Genomic DNA, 16,565 nt, shown 5'->3' on the forward strand with positions numbered 1-16,565 from the left:
CAGAACGCTATGATAAAGTCTCTTCTACAAAAAAAGAAGTTCTTTTCGGGAGCCGGAGATACCGGACAGAGAGCATGGGAAAACTTTTACCGCAACCGTTGGCAACACGATAAAGAGGTACGTTCTACTCACGGTGTAAATTGTACAGGCTCCTGTTCCTGGAAAATATTCGTAAAGAAAGGTATTGTTACGTGGGAAATCCAACAAACGGATTATCCGCAAAACCGTCCGGGACTGCCGAACCACGAACCGCGCGGATGTCCTCGCGGAGCGAGTTATTCATGGTATCTGTATAACTCGGGACGTGTGAAACACCCGATGATACGCCATGAGTTGCTGGAAGCCTATCAACAGCAAAAAGCTATACTACATGATCCTGTCCCGGCTTGGGAAGCGGTGATGGCTGATGAGGTTGCCTCTAAAAAATACAAAGAAAGACGGGGATTAGGTGGATTCGTCCGTCTGGACTGGAATCTGGCACAGGAAATCATTGCTGCCGCCAATATCTATACCATAAAGAAATACGGGCCCGACCGCCTGGTGGGATTTACTCCTATCCCGGCTTTTTCGATGGTGTCATATGCCGCGGGAACCCGTTACTTAAGCCTTATTGGAGGCACATGCCTCAGTTTTTATGATTTCTATTGCGACCTGCCTCCTGCTTCCCCGCAAACATGGGGCGAACAAACCGATGTTCCCGAAAGCGCCGATTGGTACAATTCGTCTTTTATCATGCTGTGGGGCTCCAATGTACCTGTAACACGCACGCCCGATTCGCCCTTCCTTACGCAGGTAAGATACAAGGGAACGAAAGTTATTACCATATCGTCTGATTACAGTGACGCAAGCAAATTTGCCGATATATGGTTGAATCCGAAACAGGGAACTGATTCCGCATTAGGAATGGCTATGGGACATGTTATTCTGAAAGAATTTTTTGTAGATAAAACAACTCCATATTTCGACTCATACGTAAGGAAATATTCCGACCTGCCTTTCCTGGTGAAACTGGAGTCTTACGAAGGGGGCTACCGCACCGGAATGATGCTTCGTGCCTCCGACTTCAAAGATAAACTAAATATAGAGAAACAAGCGGAATGGTATCCTGTGTTGCTAGACGAGCAAACGGGCGAAAAGGTAGTTCCCAACGGATGTATCGGTTCGCGCTGGAACAACGAAGGCAAGTGGAACCTGCGGAACGAAGATCTGCGGACAGGAAAAGAATATACCCCTCTTTTATCTCTGATAGATAAAAAAGACGAAATCATTGATGTATCCTTTCCTTACTTCGGAGGGGAAGAATATAAAAACCCCTACTTCAACGCCTCTGCCCATGCGGATGTACAAAGAAGAAAAGTGCCGGTTGTGAAATGCCAAACAGCAGAAGGTGAAGTACTATGCGCTACAGTGTTCGACATCATGCTCGCTCACTATGGTGTGGAAAGAGGATTGAACGACCCGCAAACCGCGAAAGATTATAACGATAATATTCCCTATACTCCGAAATGGCAGGAGCAGATAACAGGAGTTCCTGCCGAAAGGGTAATCACCGTTGCCCGCCAGTTTGCCGAAACCGCTGCCAAAACAGAAGGTAAAAGTATGATTATTATTGGCGCCGGGGTCAACCAGTGGTACAATACCGATATGACTTATCGTGCCGCCATGAACCTGCTTATCCTGTGTGGAACCGTAGGGCAATCGGGCGGCGGCTGGGCGCATTATGTAGGTCAGGAAAAAGTACGGCCGCAATCGGGATGGGCAACACTGGCTTTTGCTTCGGACTGGATACGTCCTCCCCGCCACATGAATACGACGAGTTACTTCTATATGCACAGCGATCAGTGGCGTTACGAAAAGGTGAAAGTCGACAGCTTGATTTCTCCACTATGCAAGAAAGACGAATGGAGTAAACTCACGTTGCTCGACTGCAATATCAAATCGCAACGGATGGGTTGGCTTCCCGCTTCGCCCGAATTCGACCGGAACCCGTTGCAGATATGTAAGGAAGCCGAGTCTAAAAATATAGATGTTTCCAATTATATCACCGATAAATTGCATACAGGTGAACTGAATCTGGCTTCGGAAGATCTGGATAGGAAAGAGAACAGCCCTAAAAACCTCTTCATCTGGCGTGCCAACCTTATCGGTAGTAGCGCCAAAGGGGTGGAATATTTTATGAAGCATCTTCTGGGTGCACAAAACAGTGTATTCGGCGAAGACCTGAAGGAACTGGGCGAACCACTACCTCGCTACCAGAACTGGCATGATGAAGGAGCAAGAGGCAAACTCGATCTTGTAGTTACGCTCGACTACCGGATGACATCGTCTTCCCTTCATTCCGACATTGTATTGCCGGCTGCTACGTGGTACGAGAAAAACGATATCAGCAGCACGGATATGCACCCCTTTATTCACCCTTTCTCGAAAGCAGTAGACCCTGTGTGGGAGTCGCGTACCGATTGGGATATATTCAAAGGTATTTCCGAGAAATTCTCTCAACTGTGTCAGGGGCATTTAGGAGTAGAAAAAGATGTAGTAATGCAGCCACTGATGCACGATTCGCCGGGCGAAATATCGGAACCCTTGTTTGTGGATGATTGGAAAGAAAGCGGGAATCATCCCATCCCCGGGCACAATATGGGTAAACTGATCGTGGTGGAGCGTGATTATCCGAATACATATAAACGTTTTACTTCTTTGGGCCCGTTATTGGAAAAAGCGGGAATAACAGGAAAAGGTATTACCTGGAAATCAAATGAGGAATACGAATTCCTCAAGAAACTGAACGGAACGATACAGGATCGGGGAGTTACACAAGGCTTGCCTGCTTTGGAAACGGATATTCAGGCTATCGAATCCATACTGTCGCTGGCACCCGAAAGCAATGGCGTAACATCGCGTAAAGCATGGAAATCTTTGGAAAAGCCTACAGGTCTGGATTTAGAGCATTTGACCGAAGAAGGAGGCGATACCCAAATCCGTTATGACGACCTGGTACAACAGCCCCGTCGCGTACTCAATTCTCCGATATGGAGCGGTGTTGAATCTCACGAAGTGAACTATACCTCCAATTATACCAATGTACACGAACTCATTCCCTGGCGTACCGTAACCGGACGGCAGTCTATCTATCAGGATCACCCGTGGATGCTGGCATTCGGCGAAGGGCTGGTATGCTATAAACCGCCCTTATCAAAACAGGAAATTAATAACGTAAAAGAAAGGTTGCGGATTAGCGATGATACACTGACACTGAACCTGATTACCCCTCACAATAAATGGTCTATCCATTCATCATGGAGCGATAATTTACTCATGCTTACATTGGGTAGAGGAGGACCTGTTATCTGGATTAGCGAGGCGGATGCCGCCAAAATAAACATACAGGATAACGACTGGGTAGAAGTGTTCAACGACAACGGAACGGCAAGTTGCCGGGCTATCGTTTCGCAACGTATTCCCGAAGGCGCTTTGATTATGTATCACAATCAGGAAAGAACAGTGAATGTTCCATTAAGCTCTATTACGGGAAACCGGGGAGGAATACATAATTCCATTTCCCGCATTTGCCCTAAACCTACACACATGATTGGCGGATATGCCCAATTATCATACGGACTGAATTATTATGGGACGATCGGCGCCAACCGCGACGAATTTGTAATTATCCGCAAATGTGAAACCGTTCTCTGGGAAGATGAGGATATGGAAGAAAGAAAGGAGGCAGTAAGATGAAAATACAAGCACAAATGGCTATGGTTTTGAGTCTTGACAAGTGTATCGGTTGCCATACCTGCTCTGTTACCTGCAAAAATGTATGGACAAGCCGTAAAGGAATGGAGTATGTTTGGTTTAACAATGTAGAAACCAAACCCGGACCAGGTTATCCCGTACAATGGGAAAATCAGGACAGGTACAAAGGCGGCTGGACTGTCAGGAAACGCAAGTTGCAGTTATTGCAAGGAAACAATCTCAGTATTCTTTCTACGATTTTTGCCAATCCGCATTTACCCGACATGAAGGATTATTACGAGCCTTTCACTTTTGATTTCTCGAAGTTGACGGGGACGAAACGTTTTCGTACGGCTCCGAGTGCCCGTCCTTATTCTTTGGTCACAGGCCGACGGATGGAAAAAATAGAATACGGCCCCAACTGGGAAGATAATCTGGGCGGTTCTTTCAATGAACGTAAAAAAGACCCGAACCTGAAAGACTTTGATACAAAAGGATACGAAGAGTTTGAGAAATCATTTATGTTTTATGTTCCACGCCTGTGTGAGCATTGCCTCAATCCCGCCTGTGCGGCATCCTGTCCTTCGGGAGCAATATATAAACGGGAAGAAGACGGAATCGTACTCATCGACCAGAATAAATGCCGGGGATGGCGTGAATGCGTAAGCGCATGCCCTTACAAAAAGACCTACTTTAACTGGGACAGGAAAAAATCAGAGAAATGTACGTTCTGCTATCCACTGATAGAAAACGGCAAACCGACAGTCTGCTCCGAATCCTGTGTAGGGCGCATCCGCTATATCGGCGTATTATTGTATGATGCCGACCGTATCGATGAATATGCCGCCACGGAAAACGATAAAGACCTGTACGAAAAGCAGCTTGACCTGATACTTGATCCTGACGACCCACAAATTATCAGCAAGGCACAGGAACAAGGAATATCCTATTCATTTATCAGGGCGGCACAGGCTTCACCTGTCTATAAACTAATGAAACAATGGAAAGTAGCTTTTCCCCTTCATCCCGAATACCGTACATTACCTATGGTATGGTACGTGCCGCCCATGTCTCCCGTACTTCAGCAAGCAGATGTAAAGGATAACTTCTTTGCTACCGTCGATGAAATGCGTATCCCGGTTAATTATATCGCGCGAATGATGACGGCAAGAGACGAAACCCCTGTAAGAACCGCTCTGGCACGTTTGCTGGCCATGAGGCAGTATATGCGCCAACGCACCGTGGAGAAAAACGAAAACCCTTTGATTCCCGCGGAATTAGGACTGGAAAAGGCCGATTATGAAGATATGTACCGCTATATGGCCATTGCCGATTACAAAGACCGGTTTGTTATTCCAACAGCTCCTACGAAAACGGAAGATACCGATCTGGCCGGACTACGGGCCGGGTTGGGTTACGAATATCCGGGTAAAGAAGAGGAAGGACGCAACCTGTTTGGTGGAAGATAAGAGTGTCTTTTATTTAAATACGTTAGTTATGCAAAATACATATAAAATATTGTCGTTGTTACTGGATTATCCAAACGAAGAATTAAAGGAGAATCTTTCGGGTGTGATGGGGATAGTAGAAGAAGAAAGCTATTTGGACGAACCTCAACGCGTCAAATTACAAGCGTTTATCGACTACGTCCTATCGCTGTCATTAACAGGGTGGCAACAGCAATATGTACAGTTATTCGATTTTTCGACCCACAGTAATCTCTATCTTTTCGACCACGTATATGGCGATTCACGCGAGCGCGGACAAGCTATGGTAGATCTTACGGAGATGTATGCCGGGTCAGGATTCACCCCATGCTCCAACGAATTGCCGGATTACCTGCCGCTCTTTCTGGAGTATCTGTCATTACTGACACGGGTAGAAGAATCGGAGAAACTACTACATGAAGTATCTCATATTTTAGACAATATGAAGCAAGCGCTGGAGAAAAAAGAAACGCCCTATGTCCTTCTTCTGGATATATTACATAGCCTCTCTACTCCTTTGGAGAGCGAGCCTGATAAAAAGAAAGGAGTGAGCGTATGACAACATCGGATTATCTGAATAATTTCTTCCTGGGATATCTACCCTATATCGCTCTGGGCGTATTCGCGGCAGGATTTATTTATCGCGCCGTCAAGCGTAATAACACCATACAAGCCACTTCGTCACAATTTATCAGCAACGATAAAAGTATCCGCTGGGGAAGCACGCTCTTTCATTATGCCATCATTCTGGTATTTCTGGGACATATTTTTGGACTGCTTACGCCCGAATGGCTTTACACATGGCTCATTTCGAACGAAACCAAGCGCCTGCTCGCCATTATTATGGGTTCGTTATCGGGTATTACCGCGCTTACTGGCATTACCATACTTGCCCTGCGCCGGTTTACAAATATACGTGTACGGGCAACCGGTCAATTGCAGGACTATATCATCGTAGCCCTATTATTCTTCCAGATCGCACTGGGTTTGTGGGGCACATACATTACCACTCAATCTCCACTCGAGGATTATATGGCTATGGAACATTGGGCACAAGGTATTGTTATATTCGAACCCGATTCGTGGAAATATATAGCCCATCAGAGCTGGGTATACAAACTGCATATTATTAACGGGTTTCTGATATTTATTATCTTCCCGTTTACCAAGTTGATGCACATGGTGATGGTACCGGTACATTTTGTGATTGATTATTTTAGAAAATGATAAACTTTAAACAAGTCGTAGTGTGTATACTGCTGGTCGTATGCACACTGAACAGTTATGGCCAGAACACTGGAAAAGAAGAGATCGACAGTATAAAAACATTCTCACTGGGAGAAGTGGTAGTGATGGAAAAACTTCCCGCATCCGCGGGCACTGAAATATCTTCGTTGGAAATAAAACAAATGGATATCACCAAAGTGCCCGAAGCATTGGAGTGGATACCGGGGATAACGCTTACAGAAGCTTCATCGCGCGGAGAAACCATGATCTATTTGCGAGGATTTAACCAGAGCCGTATTCCGGTATATATGGACGGGATACCTGTATCCGTTCCTTTTGACGGGTTCATTGATCTGGGACGCTTGCAGACCGCTTCCGTTTCCAAAATCCATGTATCAAAAGGAATATCCTCCCTTTTATTAGGCGGGAATACGATGGGGGGAGCTGTAAATATCATCAGTGCGTCACCAACCAATAAGCTGGAAGTAGGCATACAGGCCAGTACACTATGGAATACATCTGTAAATCTGGGAACCAGGCAGGACAAATGGTTCCTGCAACTGGATGCAGGTTGGATACACCGCAATGATTTCCACCTGCCTTCGGGCTATGACGCAGTAGAGGGGCTACAAGAAGGAAGCAAGCGGCATCATTCCGAAACAACCGATTGGCAATTGAATGGAAAGTTTGGCTTCACCCCTCGGGAAGGTGATGAATATGTTGTGGGATACAGTATGGTGCGCGCGGATAAATACGTCCTCCCCTATCTGGGTGAAAACAGCAAACCGCGTTTCTGGAGATATAAGGATTGGGATAAAGACCAGATCTATTTCTTTTCCGGAACTAACCTTGGTAAAGAATGGAGATTGGAATCCCGTCTGTTTTACGACCGATACTATAACTTGCTGAAAGCTTATGATGATGAAAACTATAATTCGCAGGAAAGCAAATCGGCTTTCGATAGCTATTATGACGATTATTCGCTGGGAGCAGGTTTGGTATTGGGATGGAAAGGGATAGAAAACAATCATCTGAAACTGGGAGCGAACTACAAGAAAGATGTGCATCGCAGCCACGATGATGATGACCCCGAAGCCGAACAAAGTGAATATACAGCTTCTCTCTCTTTGGAAAACACCTACACTATCAATGATAAGTTATCCCTTTTGGCTGGCATTGGATATTTCCGGCATCAGGGCGCCACTATCGAAGCCTACGAACAATTAGAGAGTTCTAAAGAATACGGAATAGTGAATTATCCAAAATCATCAGACAACGATATCAACTACCAGTTAGCAGTGGATTACCGATACAATCTTAATCATGGACTACGTTTCAGTTTTTCCCGGAATTCCCGTTTTGCTTCACTAAAAGAGCGATATTCGTATAAACGGGGAAAGGCAGTCCCTAATCCCGATCTGAAGACAGAACATTCCTACAATCTGGATTTAACTTATAACGGCAAATGGAATCATTGGCAATGGTACACAAGCGCCTATTATATGCTTCTCACCAATACCATTCAGGAAATCACAGGAGTGGATACAGAAGACCCGCTTATATGGCAACTTCAGAATAAAGGGAAAGCTCATTTTAGGGGTTTTGAAACTGGATTATCTTACCGATACAGGTGGATAGAAGCAGAAACTAATTACAGCTATATCAACCGCATAAACAAAACGGATAAGAATATAAAGTTTACTGAAGTACCCGATCATAAATGGAACGCGATGATACAGGTCAGCCCTTTTTATGATATAAGGATTCAGGCGCGGATGACCGCCGTCAGCAAAACGAATATGAGCAGTGACGGCAAAATAACAATTCCGGGATATGCACTGTTCCATACTAATATAGGTAAACAGTTTAATGGATTCGATGTAAAACTGGGAATAAAAAATCTCTTCGACAAACTCTATTATTTCTCCGAAGGATATCCAATGGAAGGACGACGGTATTATATTTCGTTGGCTTACCGGTTTATTAAAAAATAAGAGCAACCCATGATAAGGATTATAACAGGGCTTGTAAATGGTGGAAAGAGTACCCGATTTCTAAAACTATACGAAGAAAGTGGAGATGGTATAGGTTTATACGCAAAAAAACTATACAATGAGGAAAAAACGATTGTGGGTTACAACCTCATTCTGCTACCCGGTAAAGAAGAAATCCCTTTTATCTGTTTAAAAGAATCCATATACCAAAACGAGAACTGTTATCTTATCCAGGGACGGTTTGCTTTCCTGAAAGAAACATTCGAGATAGCCGAACAATACATATTGAGTTCTTCTGACCACATTCCTGTCTGGATAGATGAAATCGGCAAACTGGAACTCAAAGGGAAGGGATACGATAAACTGTTGCGTAGGTTGTTGAAATCTGACAGGGAGATAACTATTACGGTAAGGGATAGTCTCTTAGTCGATATCCTGAATCAGTACAAAATAAAGGAATACCGGTTATTGGGTATATAATAGTATAATATAAAAGCTCTGTTTCTTTAGGATCATTGACATAACAAAAAAGACAGGAGCAATAGTTAATGAAACCGTTGCTTCTGCTTTTTTTATATCCTGCTATTACAGCTTGATCACTGGCTTTAACGATTCAGGAATATTAAATTCAGCGCATTTAATCGATTCAAGCTTTTTTTGCCCGGCATTAGTCAATACAAAATACATTTGCCGCTTATCGTCTTTCCCCACAATACGCTTGATAAGACCTTTCTTTTCTACCGATTTTATTACTTTCGATGTATTCGAATTACTCAATCCTAAAACACCGGCCAATTCATTTGAAGAATATTTTTGAATGCTCAGCGAGCATAACAGCATTCCTTCGTTCAACCCCAGGTTATATGATTGCTGGAAGTCTGATTCAAATTCATAAATCGCCCTGTATACATCCCTGATCTGACATAGCGTACTTACTTGCGAATTATCCATATTATTTGCCATTACAGTATAAATTTATATTCTCATTATTCTTTTAATAAAATAGTATCGATAGCATCTTTTAATTGCTGTTTGGGCAATGCTCCTGCTGCCATCTGGGGCTGTTCATTCATCGGAATAAACAGCAATGATGGAATACTCCTTATTCCAAAGGCAGCAGCGAGTTCAGGCTCTGTTTCCGTATTGATTTTATAAATATAGATACGGTCCTTATATTCTGCCGCCAGTTCTTCCAATACCGGAGCTATCGCTTTACACGGTCCACACCAGTCTGCGTAGAAATCAATCAATGCCGGCTTATCTCCCAAATACTGCCACTGGGAACTTGCTTCAAAATTAGCAACTTTTGATAAGAATTCAGCCTTTGTTAAATGTATTGTTGTCATATTGTTCTCTTTTTTAGTTTTTACTTCCGTTTGATTTTTTGTTTCCGCTTTGTTATTACAAGAAATTAGCAACAGCGCTATTAGCGGAAATAATAAGATTGTATGTTTCATTTTCTATCCGGTTCATATTTTTTAATCTGGTTACCATAGATGTTTTCTTTCTGTTGCTTATCAGTATAACATCCTCCCGCTCCACAGCAGGACACATTCATGATTGCCTGAAAAAGCAGTAATCCTCCTAATATAAGGAAAATATAATCTTTGGAGGTTATCGAGTAGATAGCGACTGCTATTCCCAATAGTAATCGGACTATCCGGGTAATATCCCAGTTTTTTAATATACGATTCATATTGTTCTCCATTTAAAAATTAGACCAACTTCCTCCATTGTATACTTCCTGAAACCCTTTAGACCTTAAGACCGCTACCGCGCTACGGCTACGCATCCCACTGGCACATACGGCAATAATGGGTTTGTCCTTTTTGAGCTTTGATAGATTGTTGTTCAAACTATCCAGGGGAATATTAACTGAATTAGCTACTGCTCCCTGCTTATACTCTTCTTTTGTTCGAACATCCAGAAGTATAGCCCCGTTTTCTAAAAGTGTTTTGAAATCGGCCTTCTCTTCTAATCCGAACAGCCTGCTGAAAAATCCTGCCATAATGTTTAATTTATTATTGTTTGTTTCACTACTTTTTCGCTTTATCTTTTTTAAAAATTCCTCCTAATAAACTACCCATCAGCACTCCATACAAAGTACTCATGGTAGGCGATGAAGTTATGGGACAAGTTCCGGTACTACATCCGATATATCTCCAATAAAGATATCCGCCTACTGCACCTAACAGAGCTCCTAAAAGGTATGTCCAATTATTTTTTATGACTTCCATATGTTTGTTTTTATCATTCAGATCACAAAGATAAACATTTATTTCTAACGGAAACTACTTCTTTTAGAAATAATTTGCAAAAAATTATATATACGCTATAAATAAGAGTTTTACAAAACGAAACAATAAGAAAAAAACATTCAAAAATATTATTTTCCGTCGGAAACTTGTTTCTTTGGAGTATATTACTTTCCTTTGCACCATATTTCCATTGGAAACTAATCCGAGTATACAATAAACAGTAGAATATAGTAAAAATGAAAAGAACAACGATCATCACATTAAGTGTAATCTGGCTTAGCCTGTCGGTTCAGGCACAAAGCCACCGGCACATCACGGCAGAGGATGCCGTAAATATTGCTGTTGAAAATAACAGTAATATAAAAATCTCAAATCTGGATAGAAAAATAGCCAATGCCGACTATCATCAGACCGACGCTATTTTCCTGCCTCAAATCACACTGGGATATACAGCATTAACAACAAACAATCCGTTGAATACTTTTGGCTTCCTCTTACAGCAGGAATCAGTTACAGCGATGGATTTCGATCCTGCAAAGCTGAACAATCCGGGTGCCACACAAAATTACGGCACCCAGGTAGAGGCGAAACTACCCCTTTTGAACATGGATATGATTTATGCCCGTAAAGGAGCCCGCGCACAGGAAGAGGTATACAAATATAAAGCCGAGCGGACCAAAGAATACATCGAGTTTGAAGTTAGAAAAGCATATACTGCGTTGCAAATGGCCTATCAGGCACGGAACATCCTCAGAAAATCGCTCGACGACGTGAAACAAATACACCGATCAGTGACTAATTTTTACAATCAGGGACTGATACAAAAATCGGACGTATTGAATGCACAGGTACAAGTAAATACTATTGAGAGTGCTTTGGCAAAAGCCGAAAGCAACATACACAATGCCTCTAACGGGCTTCGCCTGCTGATGGGGCAAGACATAAGCGATGAAGTATATACGACCGATTCTTTGACGCAAAAAAGGGAGATACATCTGGAAACGAATCTTTCTCTGTTCCGTTCGGATATTATGGCGCTCCAAAAGGCTGTAGATGCAACGGATATGATGCTGAAATCTTCCCGGATGGCCTTCCTGCCACGCATTAATGCCTTCGGTTCATACAACCTGAATGACTCTAAAGCCTTCAAGTTCAGAAACGATTCTTATTTGGCAGGTATCAACCTGAGCTGGGATATCTTCTCAGGCAATCGGAACCGCAGCAAAATGAAATCGGCACAATACCAAAAAGGCCGGATGCAGGAAGAACTAAACCTGCATATTAAAAAAGAACAACTGGAATTAGACAAGGCGAGGCGTGATCTGAACGACTCGCAAACGGAAATAAATAAACAACAGATAAGTGTTGAGCAGGCCGAAGAAGCCTTGCGCATCCTGGCCGATCGTCATAGCGAGGGTTTGGCAAGCACCACCGACCTATTGATGGCGCAGGCCCAGTTCTCAGGGCAGAAACTTCTGCTCTCACAAGCTATTATGTCCTATAATATAATAGAAGCATACCTCCGGTTTTTATCCACAACTAAGAATTAACAAAATAGATAGATATGAAAATTTCAAGAAACGTAATTTTAGGTATTGCAGCAATATCCATATTTTATTCCTGTTCATCTGCCGATGAGCAAAAAGAGAAAGGCCAGCCGGCCGTAAATGTAGAGGTGTATTATCCCACCCGGTCAACCAACGAAGGCTTTTATTTGAGTGGCGAGATCACTGCCCGCCAAACAGCCGCCATCAGTACACGTATGATGGGATATATAAATAAGATACATGCGAAACCGGGTGATAAGGTTTCAGCCGGACAGCTATTAGTTTCAATCAGCAGTGATGATATTCAAGCTAAAAAAGCACAGGTGCAAGCTATGATTACCGAGGTCGAAGCAGCAGCGAAAAACGCCGGGCGAGACTATGAACGCTTCAAAACACTGCATGCGCAAAACAGTGTATCGGATAAGGAATTAGAAAACGTCTCCTTACAACATACTTCCATGCAGGCAAAAGTACAAATGGCTCATCAGCAGATGAATGAAGTAAATGCGATGCTGGCCTATAGCCATATCCGCGCACCCTTTTCGGGAACGGTTACTCAAAAACTAATGGACGAAGGTAGCATGGCCAATCCCGGAATGCCTATCCTGATGATGGAACAAAGCGGCGAACTACAAATCGTTGCATCTGTGCCCGAAAGCTATATCCCGTATGTGAAAGTAGGTGATGCGGCTCAAATAGAAATAAAGTCATTGGGCACAACCATACCGGGAAAAGTGTCGGAACTTAGCCCTTCGGCCTATCGCACAGGAGGACAATATGCCATGAAACTGGCTATCGACACCAAGGACAAAGAGAATATCCATTCAGGAATGTATGTAAACGTACTAATACCCAATAAAATAAAAGAAGACACTGCATCAAAGATACTGATAGATAAGAATTCTGTCGTTTACCGCGACCAGCTAACGGGTGTGTATGTGGTGGGCGACCGCAGTGAAGCCAACCTGCGTTGGGTGCGGTTGGGTAAGACAACGGGTAATCAGATAGAAGTACTTTCGGGTTTGAACCACAACGACAAAGTGGTGTTGAGCGCCGATAGCAAGTTGTATAATGGTGTGAAAGTATCGGCATCTAAATAAACAGGAAATTATGGAAAACGGAATTTCAGGAAAAATAGCCAACGCATTCATTAAGTCAAAATTGAGTGTATTGCTCTTTATCGCTTTTATGCTCTTGGGGCTGTTCAGCCTATATCTTATCCCGCGTGAGGAAGAGCCTCAGATTGATGTGCCGATGGCAGACATTATGGTTGGCTATCCGGGCGCTTCGCCCGAGGAGGTAGAGTCGAGAATCATGCAACCGCTCGAAAAAGTGGTTTCCAACGTCAAAGGGGTTGAACATGTATACTCCACTTCGATGAATGATATGGGAATGCTCACCGTGCAATTCTATGTGGGCGAAGATGTGGAACGCTCATTAGTAAAGCTCTACAACGAGATAATGAAGAATATGGATCGTATGCCGCAAGGAGCGACCATGCCTCTGGTCAAATCGCGTGCCATAGACGATGTGCCCGCGTTGGCATATACCCTTTGGAGTGAAGAAATGGGCGACTATCAACTGCGCCAGGTAGCCGAAGTAGTAGGCGATGAGATAAAGAAAATACCCGACGTGGCTCAGGTAAACGTCGTCGGAGGACAGAGCCGCGAGGTGAAAGTGATGCTCGACAAAGACAAGATGGCGCAGAGCAAGCTCGACTTCGGGGCAATCACCCAAGCTTTGCAGGCCAATAATTCGCAGATGCAGAGTGGTAATATCATAACAGGCGATATGGTTTACTCGGTACAAACTGGCAGCTTCTTCGCCGATGTGGAAGAGGTGCGAAACCTTATTGTGGGAACGAACGACAATCAGCCTGTATACCTTTATCAGATAGCCGAGATAGAGGATGGCCCCGAAGTGCCTAAGCAGTATGTTTCGTTCGGCTATGGCGCCGCGTCGAAAGACAAAAAGGGCGCTATGCCCGACGATTATTCGGCCGTAACCATATCGATAGCCAAGAAGAAGGGAGCCGATGCCATGCAGTTGGCAGAAATAGTAAGCGATAAGGTAGAACATCTGAAGAAAGAGGTTATAACCAATGACGTACATGTGGAAATTACCCGTAACTATGGCGAAACGGCCTCTTACAAAGTCTTTGAATTGCTGTCGCATCTCTCTATCGCAATCGTTATCGTAACCCTGTTTGTGATGCTGGCTATGGGTTGGCGTGGCGGATTGGTGGTATTCCTTTCCGTACCGGTAACCTTTGCCCTTACCTTGTTTGCCTACTACTTTTTAGGATATACGCTCAACCGTATTACCTTGTTTGCTTTAGTGTTTGTAACAGGTATTGTAACGGACGACTCCATTGTGATTGCCGAGAATATGCACCGGCATTTCAAGATGAAGAAACTGCCGCCATTGCAAGCTGCTTTGTATGCGATCAATGAGGTGGGTAACCCTACTATTCTGGCTACCCTTACAGTGATTGCCGCCGTACTGCCTATGGCTTTCGTATCGGGAATGATGGGGCCTTATATGAGCCCGATGCCTATCGGAGCATCTATCGCCATGACGTTCTCATTAATCATAGCATTGACGCTCACTCCTTACTTTGGTTATTTATTTCTCCGGCATAAGGATAAAAGAGGCAAGAAGTCGAAGAAACAGGAAGAGAAAGATTCCGACCTGCGCGAAACGAAGATGTATAGGCTATATGCCAAAACCATCACCCCCTTTCTGGAAAATAGAAAATATCGTTGGGGCTTTATGATTGGGCTGACCGTAATCTTGCTTGCTACGTTCTCGCTGTTCTACACCAAAGCGGTTCCCGTGAAAATGTTGCCTTTCGACAATAAGAATGAATTTCAAGTAGTGATTGATATGCCTGAAGGCACCACATTGGAACGTACGGCAGCCGTTACCAAAGAATTGGCGGTGTATCTGAGCCGTAACGAAAAGGTAACGAATTATCAAACGTATGTAGGTACGTCGGCTCCTATTAGTTTTAACGGACTGGTTCGTCACTACGATATGCGCATGGGTGATAACATTGCCGATATACAGGTCAATCTGATAGGTAAAGGCGAGCGCAGCGAACAAAGCCACGACATAGCCTCTTCTGTCCGTGCCGACTTGCAAGCTATCGCGAAGAAGTATAATGCCAATGTAAAGGTGGTGGAAGTTCCTCCCGGCCCTCCCGTGATGTCTACCATCGTAGCCGAAATATATGGACCTGATTATGAACAACAGATTGATGTAGCCCGTCAGATAAAAGATATACTGGCTGCGACAGATAATGTAGCCGATGTAGATTGGTCGGTAGAGGATACACAAATAGAATACAAATTCGAAGTGGATAAAGACAAGGCTATGCGGTTAGGAATTCCCAACGCACAGGTGGTTCAGAACCTGCGGGCTGCCCTGTCCGGGATGTCGGTAGGCGTATTACATCGGCCGGCTTCCGTTCAACAGATTGGGATTGTGCTTCAATTACCCGAAACGGAAAAAGCAAGCCTCGAAGATGTACTGAATATGAAGGTGGTCAACCAGCAGGGATTAGCCGTTCCAATCAGCGATATAGTAACGGTTACCCAAGACGAGAAAGCGAAAAGCATCCAGCGTAAAGACCAGAAACGGGTGGTGTTCGTTCTGACCGAAGTAGCAGGAGACCTCGAAAGCCCTATCTACCCGATTACTGCAGTATCGGATAAACTGTCCGAAATAAAGCTTCCCGAAGGATATACGCTATCGGAAGAATATAGCGAGCAACCTAAATATGAAGACAATTTCGCCTTGAAATGGGATGGAGAATGGCAGATAACCTACGAGGTATTCCGCGACCTGGGCTTGGCTTTTATGCTGGTATTGATTATTATCTACATATTGATTGTAGCTTGGTTTCAGAACTTTATCACGCCATTGGTACAGTTGGCAGCCATACCGCTGTCCCTGATTGGGATTATTCTCGGGCACTGGGCTTTCGGCGCTTATTTCAGCGCCCCTTCGATGATCGGGTTTATTGCCCTGGCGGGAATTATGGTGCGTAACTCCGTGTTGCTGATCGACTTTATAGACATCCGCCTCAAAGACGGTATCCCACTGAAACAGGCCGTGATTGAATCCGGTGCCGTGCGTACCATTCCCATTATACTCACAGCCGGTGGTGTGGTGTTGGGAGCGATTGTTATGTTGTTCGACCCGATTTTCCAAGGTTTGGCTATATCATTGTTGGGCGGAACAATAACCTCTACCGTATTGACATTGATTGTCGTGCCCTTATTATATTTCAAGATGTTAAAGAAAAAAGTAAAATAA

14 protein-coding genes are annotated in these 16,565 nt (G+C 43.9%); 9 read left to right on the plus strand and 5 right to left on the minus strand.

Annotated features, from left to right (window positions below; translation table 11 throughout):
- Positions 1–9 precede the first annotated feature (9 nt).
- From M2470_RS04865 to M2470_RS04890, 6 genes are read left to right on the plus strand one after another with little or no spacing between them, the layout of a single operon-like run.
- The gene (locus tag M2470_RS04865; RefSeq protein ID WP_280743687.1) at positions 10–3,735 is read left to right on the plus strand and encodes a nitrate reductase subunit alpha; all 3,726 of its coding nucleotides are present in this window, start codon (positions 10–12) and stop codon (positions 3,733–3,735) included.
- A complete protein-coding gene (narH, locus tag M2470_RS04870) occupies positions 3,732–5,201 on the plus strand; it encodes a nitrate reductase subunit beta (protein ID WP_002561303.1) in 1,470 nt (489 codons plus the stop codon). The genes M2470_RS04865 and narH overlap by 4 nt, the downstream gene beginning before the upstream one ends.
- A 28-nt stretch (positions 5,202–5,229) precedes the next feature.
- Complete coding sequence (gene narJ, locus M2470_RS04875; protein WP_163274094.1) at positions 5,230–5,778, plus strand: nitrate reductase molybdenum cofactor assembly chaperone; 549 nt, start codon at positions 5,230–5,232, stop codon at positions 5,776–5,778.
- On the plus strand, positions 5,775–6,446 hold the full coding sequence (narI, locus tag M2470_RS04880) for a respiratory nitrate reductase subunit gamma (RefSeq protein WP_280743686.1): 672 nt from the start codon (positions 5,775–5,777) through the stop codon (positions 6,444–6,446). The genes narJ and narI overlap by 4 nt, the downstream gene beginning before the upstream one ends.
- Entirely contained in the window at positions 6,443–8,440 is a 1,998-nt protein-coding gene (locus tag M2470_RS04885) for a TonB-dependent receptor (protein ID WP_280743685.1), read from the plus strand. The genes narI and M2470_RS04885 overlap by 4 nt, the downstream gene beginning before the upstream one ends.
- Before the next feature lie 9 nt (positions 8,441–8,449).
- Positions 8,450–8,920, plus strand: a complete 471-nt coding sequence (locus tag M2470_RS04890) for a nucleoside-triphosphatase (RefSeq protein ID WP_163274097.1) — start codon at positions 8,450–8,452, stop codon at positions 8,918–8,920.
- Between the two features lie 105 nt (positions 8,921–9,025).
- Here the strand turns inward: M2470_RS04890 and M2470_RS04895 are convergent, their stop codons facing one another.
- Genes M2470_RS04895 through M2470_RS04915 form a run of 5 tightly spaced genes read right to left on the minus strand, consistent with a single transcriptional unit; the run spans position 9,026 to position 10,677 of the window.
- Positions 9,026–9,403 carry a winged helix DNA-binding protein gene (locus tag M2470_RS04895; protein ID WP_002561298.1) on the minus strand — a complete coding sequence of 126 codons (378 nt, stop codon included), beginning with the start codon at positions 9,401–9,403 and terminating at the stop codon, positions 9,026–9,028.
- 23 nt (positions 9,404–9,426) lie between these two features.
- Positions 9,427–9,897, minus strand: coding sequence for a thioredoxin (trxA, locus tag M2470_RS04900; protein ID WP_163274098.1), 471 nt, complete (start codon positions 9,895–9,897; stop codon positions 9,427–9,429).
- The gene (locus M2470_RS04905) at positions 9,894–10,136 is read right to left on the minus strand and encodes a hypothetical protein (RefSeq protein WP_163308316.1); all 243 of its coding nucleotides are present in this window, start codon (positions 10,134–10,136) and stop codon (positions 9,894–9,896) included. Before M2470_RS04905 ends, trxA begins: the two co-directional genes overlap by 4 nt.
- A gap of 12 nt (positions 10,137–10,148) precedes the next feature.
- A complete protein-coding gene (locus tag M2470_RS04910; RefSeq protein WP_163308315.1) occupies positions 10,149–10,448 on the minus strand; it encodes a rhodanese-like domain-containing protein in 300 nt (99 codons plus the stop codon).
- A 28-nt stretch (positions 10,449–10,476) separates the two neighbouring features.
- The gene (locus M2470_RS04915; protein ID WP_046148745.1) at positions 10,477–10,677 is read right to left on the minus strand and encodes a DUF6132 family protein; all 201 of its coding nucleotides are present in this window, start codon (positions 10,675–10,677) and stop codon (positions 10,477–10,479) included.
- A gap of 257 nt (positions 10,678–10,934) precedes the next feature.
- Here M2470_RS04915 and M2470_RS04920 point away from each other — a divergent pair, with 257 nt between their 5' ends.
- The 3 genes from M2470_RS04920 to M2470_RS04930 are packed head-to-tail and all read left to right on the plus strand — an operon-like array spanning position 10,935 to position 16,565.
- Complete coding sequence (locus M2470_RS04920; protein WP_280743684.1) at positions 10,935–12,248, plus strand: TolC family protein; 1,314 nt, start codon at positions 10,935–10,937, stop codon at positions 12,246–12,248.
- A 14-nt stretch (positions 12,249–12,262) separates the two neighbouring features.
- Entirely contained in the window at positions 12,263–13,345 is a 1,083-nt protein-coding gene (locus M2470_RS04925) for an efflux RND transporter periplasmic adaptor subunit (protein WP_280743683.1), read from the plus strand.
- A gap of 10 nt (positions 13,346–13,355) precedes the next feature.
- A complete protein-coding gene (locus tag M2470_RS04930; protein ID WP_280743682.1) occupies positions 13,356–16,565 on the plus strand; it encodes an efflux RND transporter permease subunit in 3,210 nt (1,069 codons plus the stop codon).

This window comes from Parabacteroides sp. PH5-46, assembly GCF_029892785.1.
In the GTDB taxonomy this organism is placed as follows: Bacteria; Bacteroidota; Bacteroidia; order Bacteroidales; family Tannerellaceae; genus DFXE01.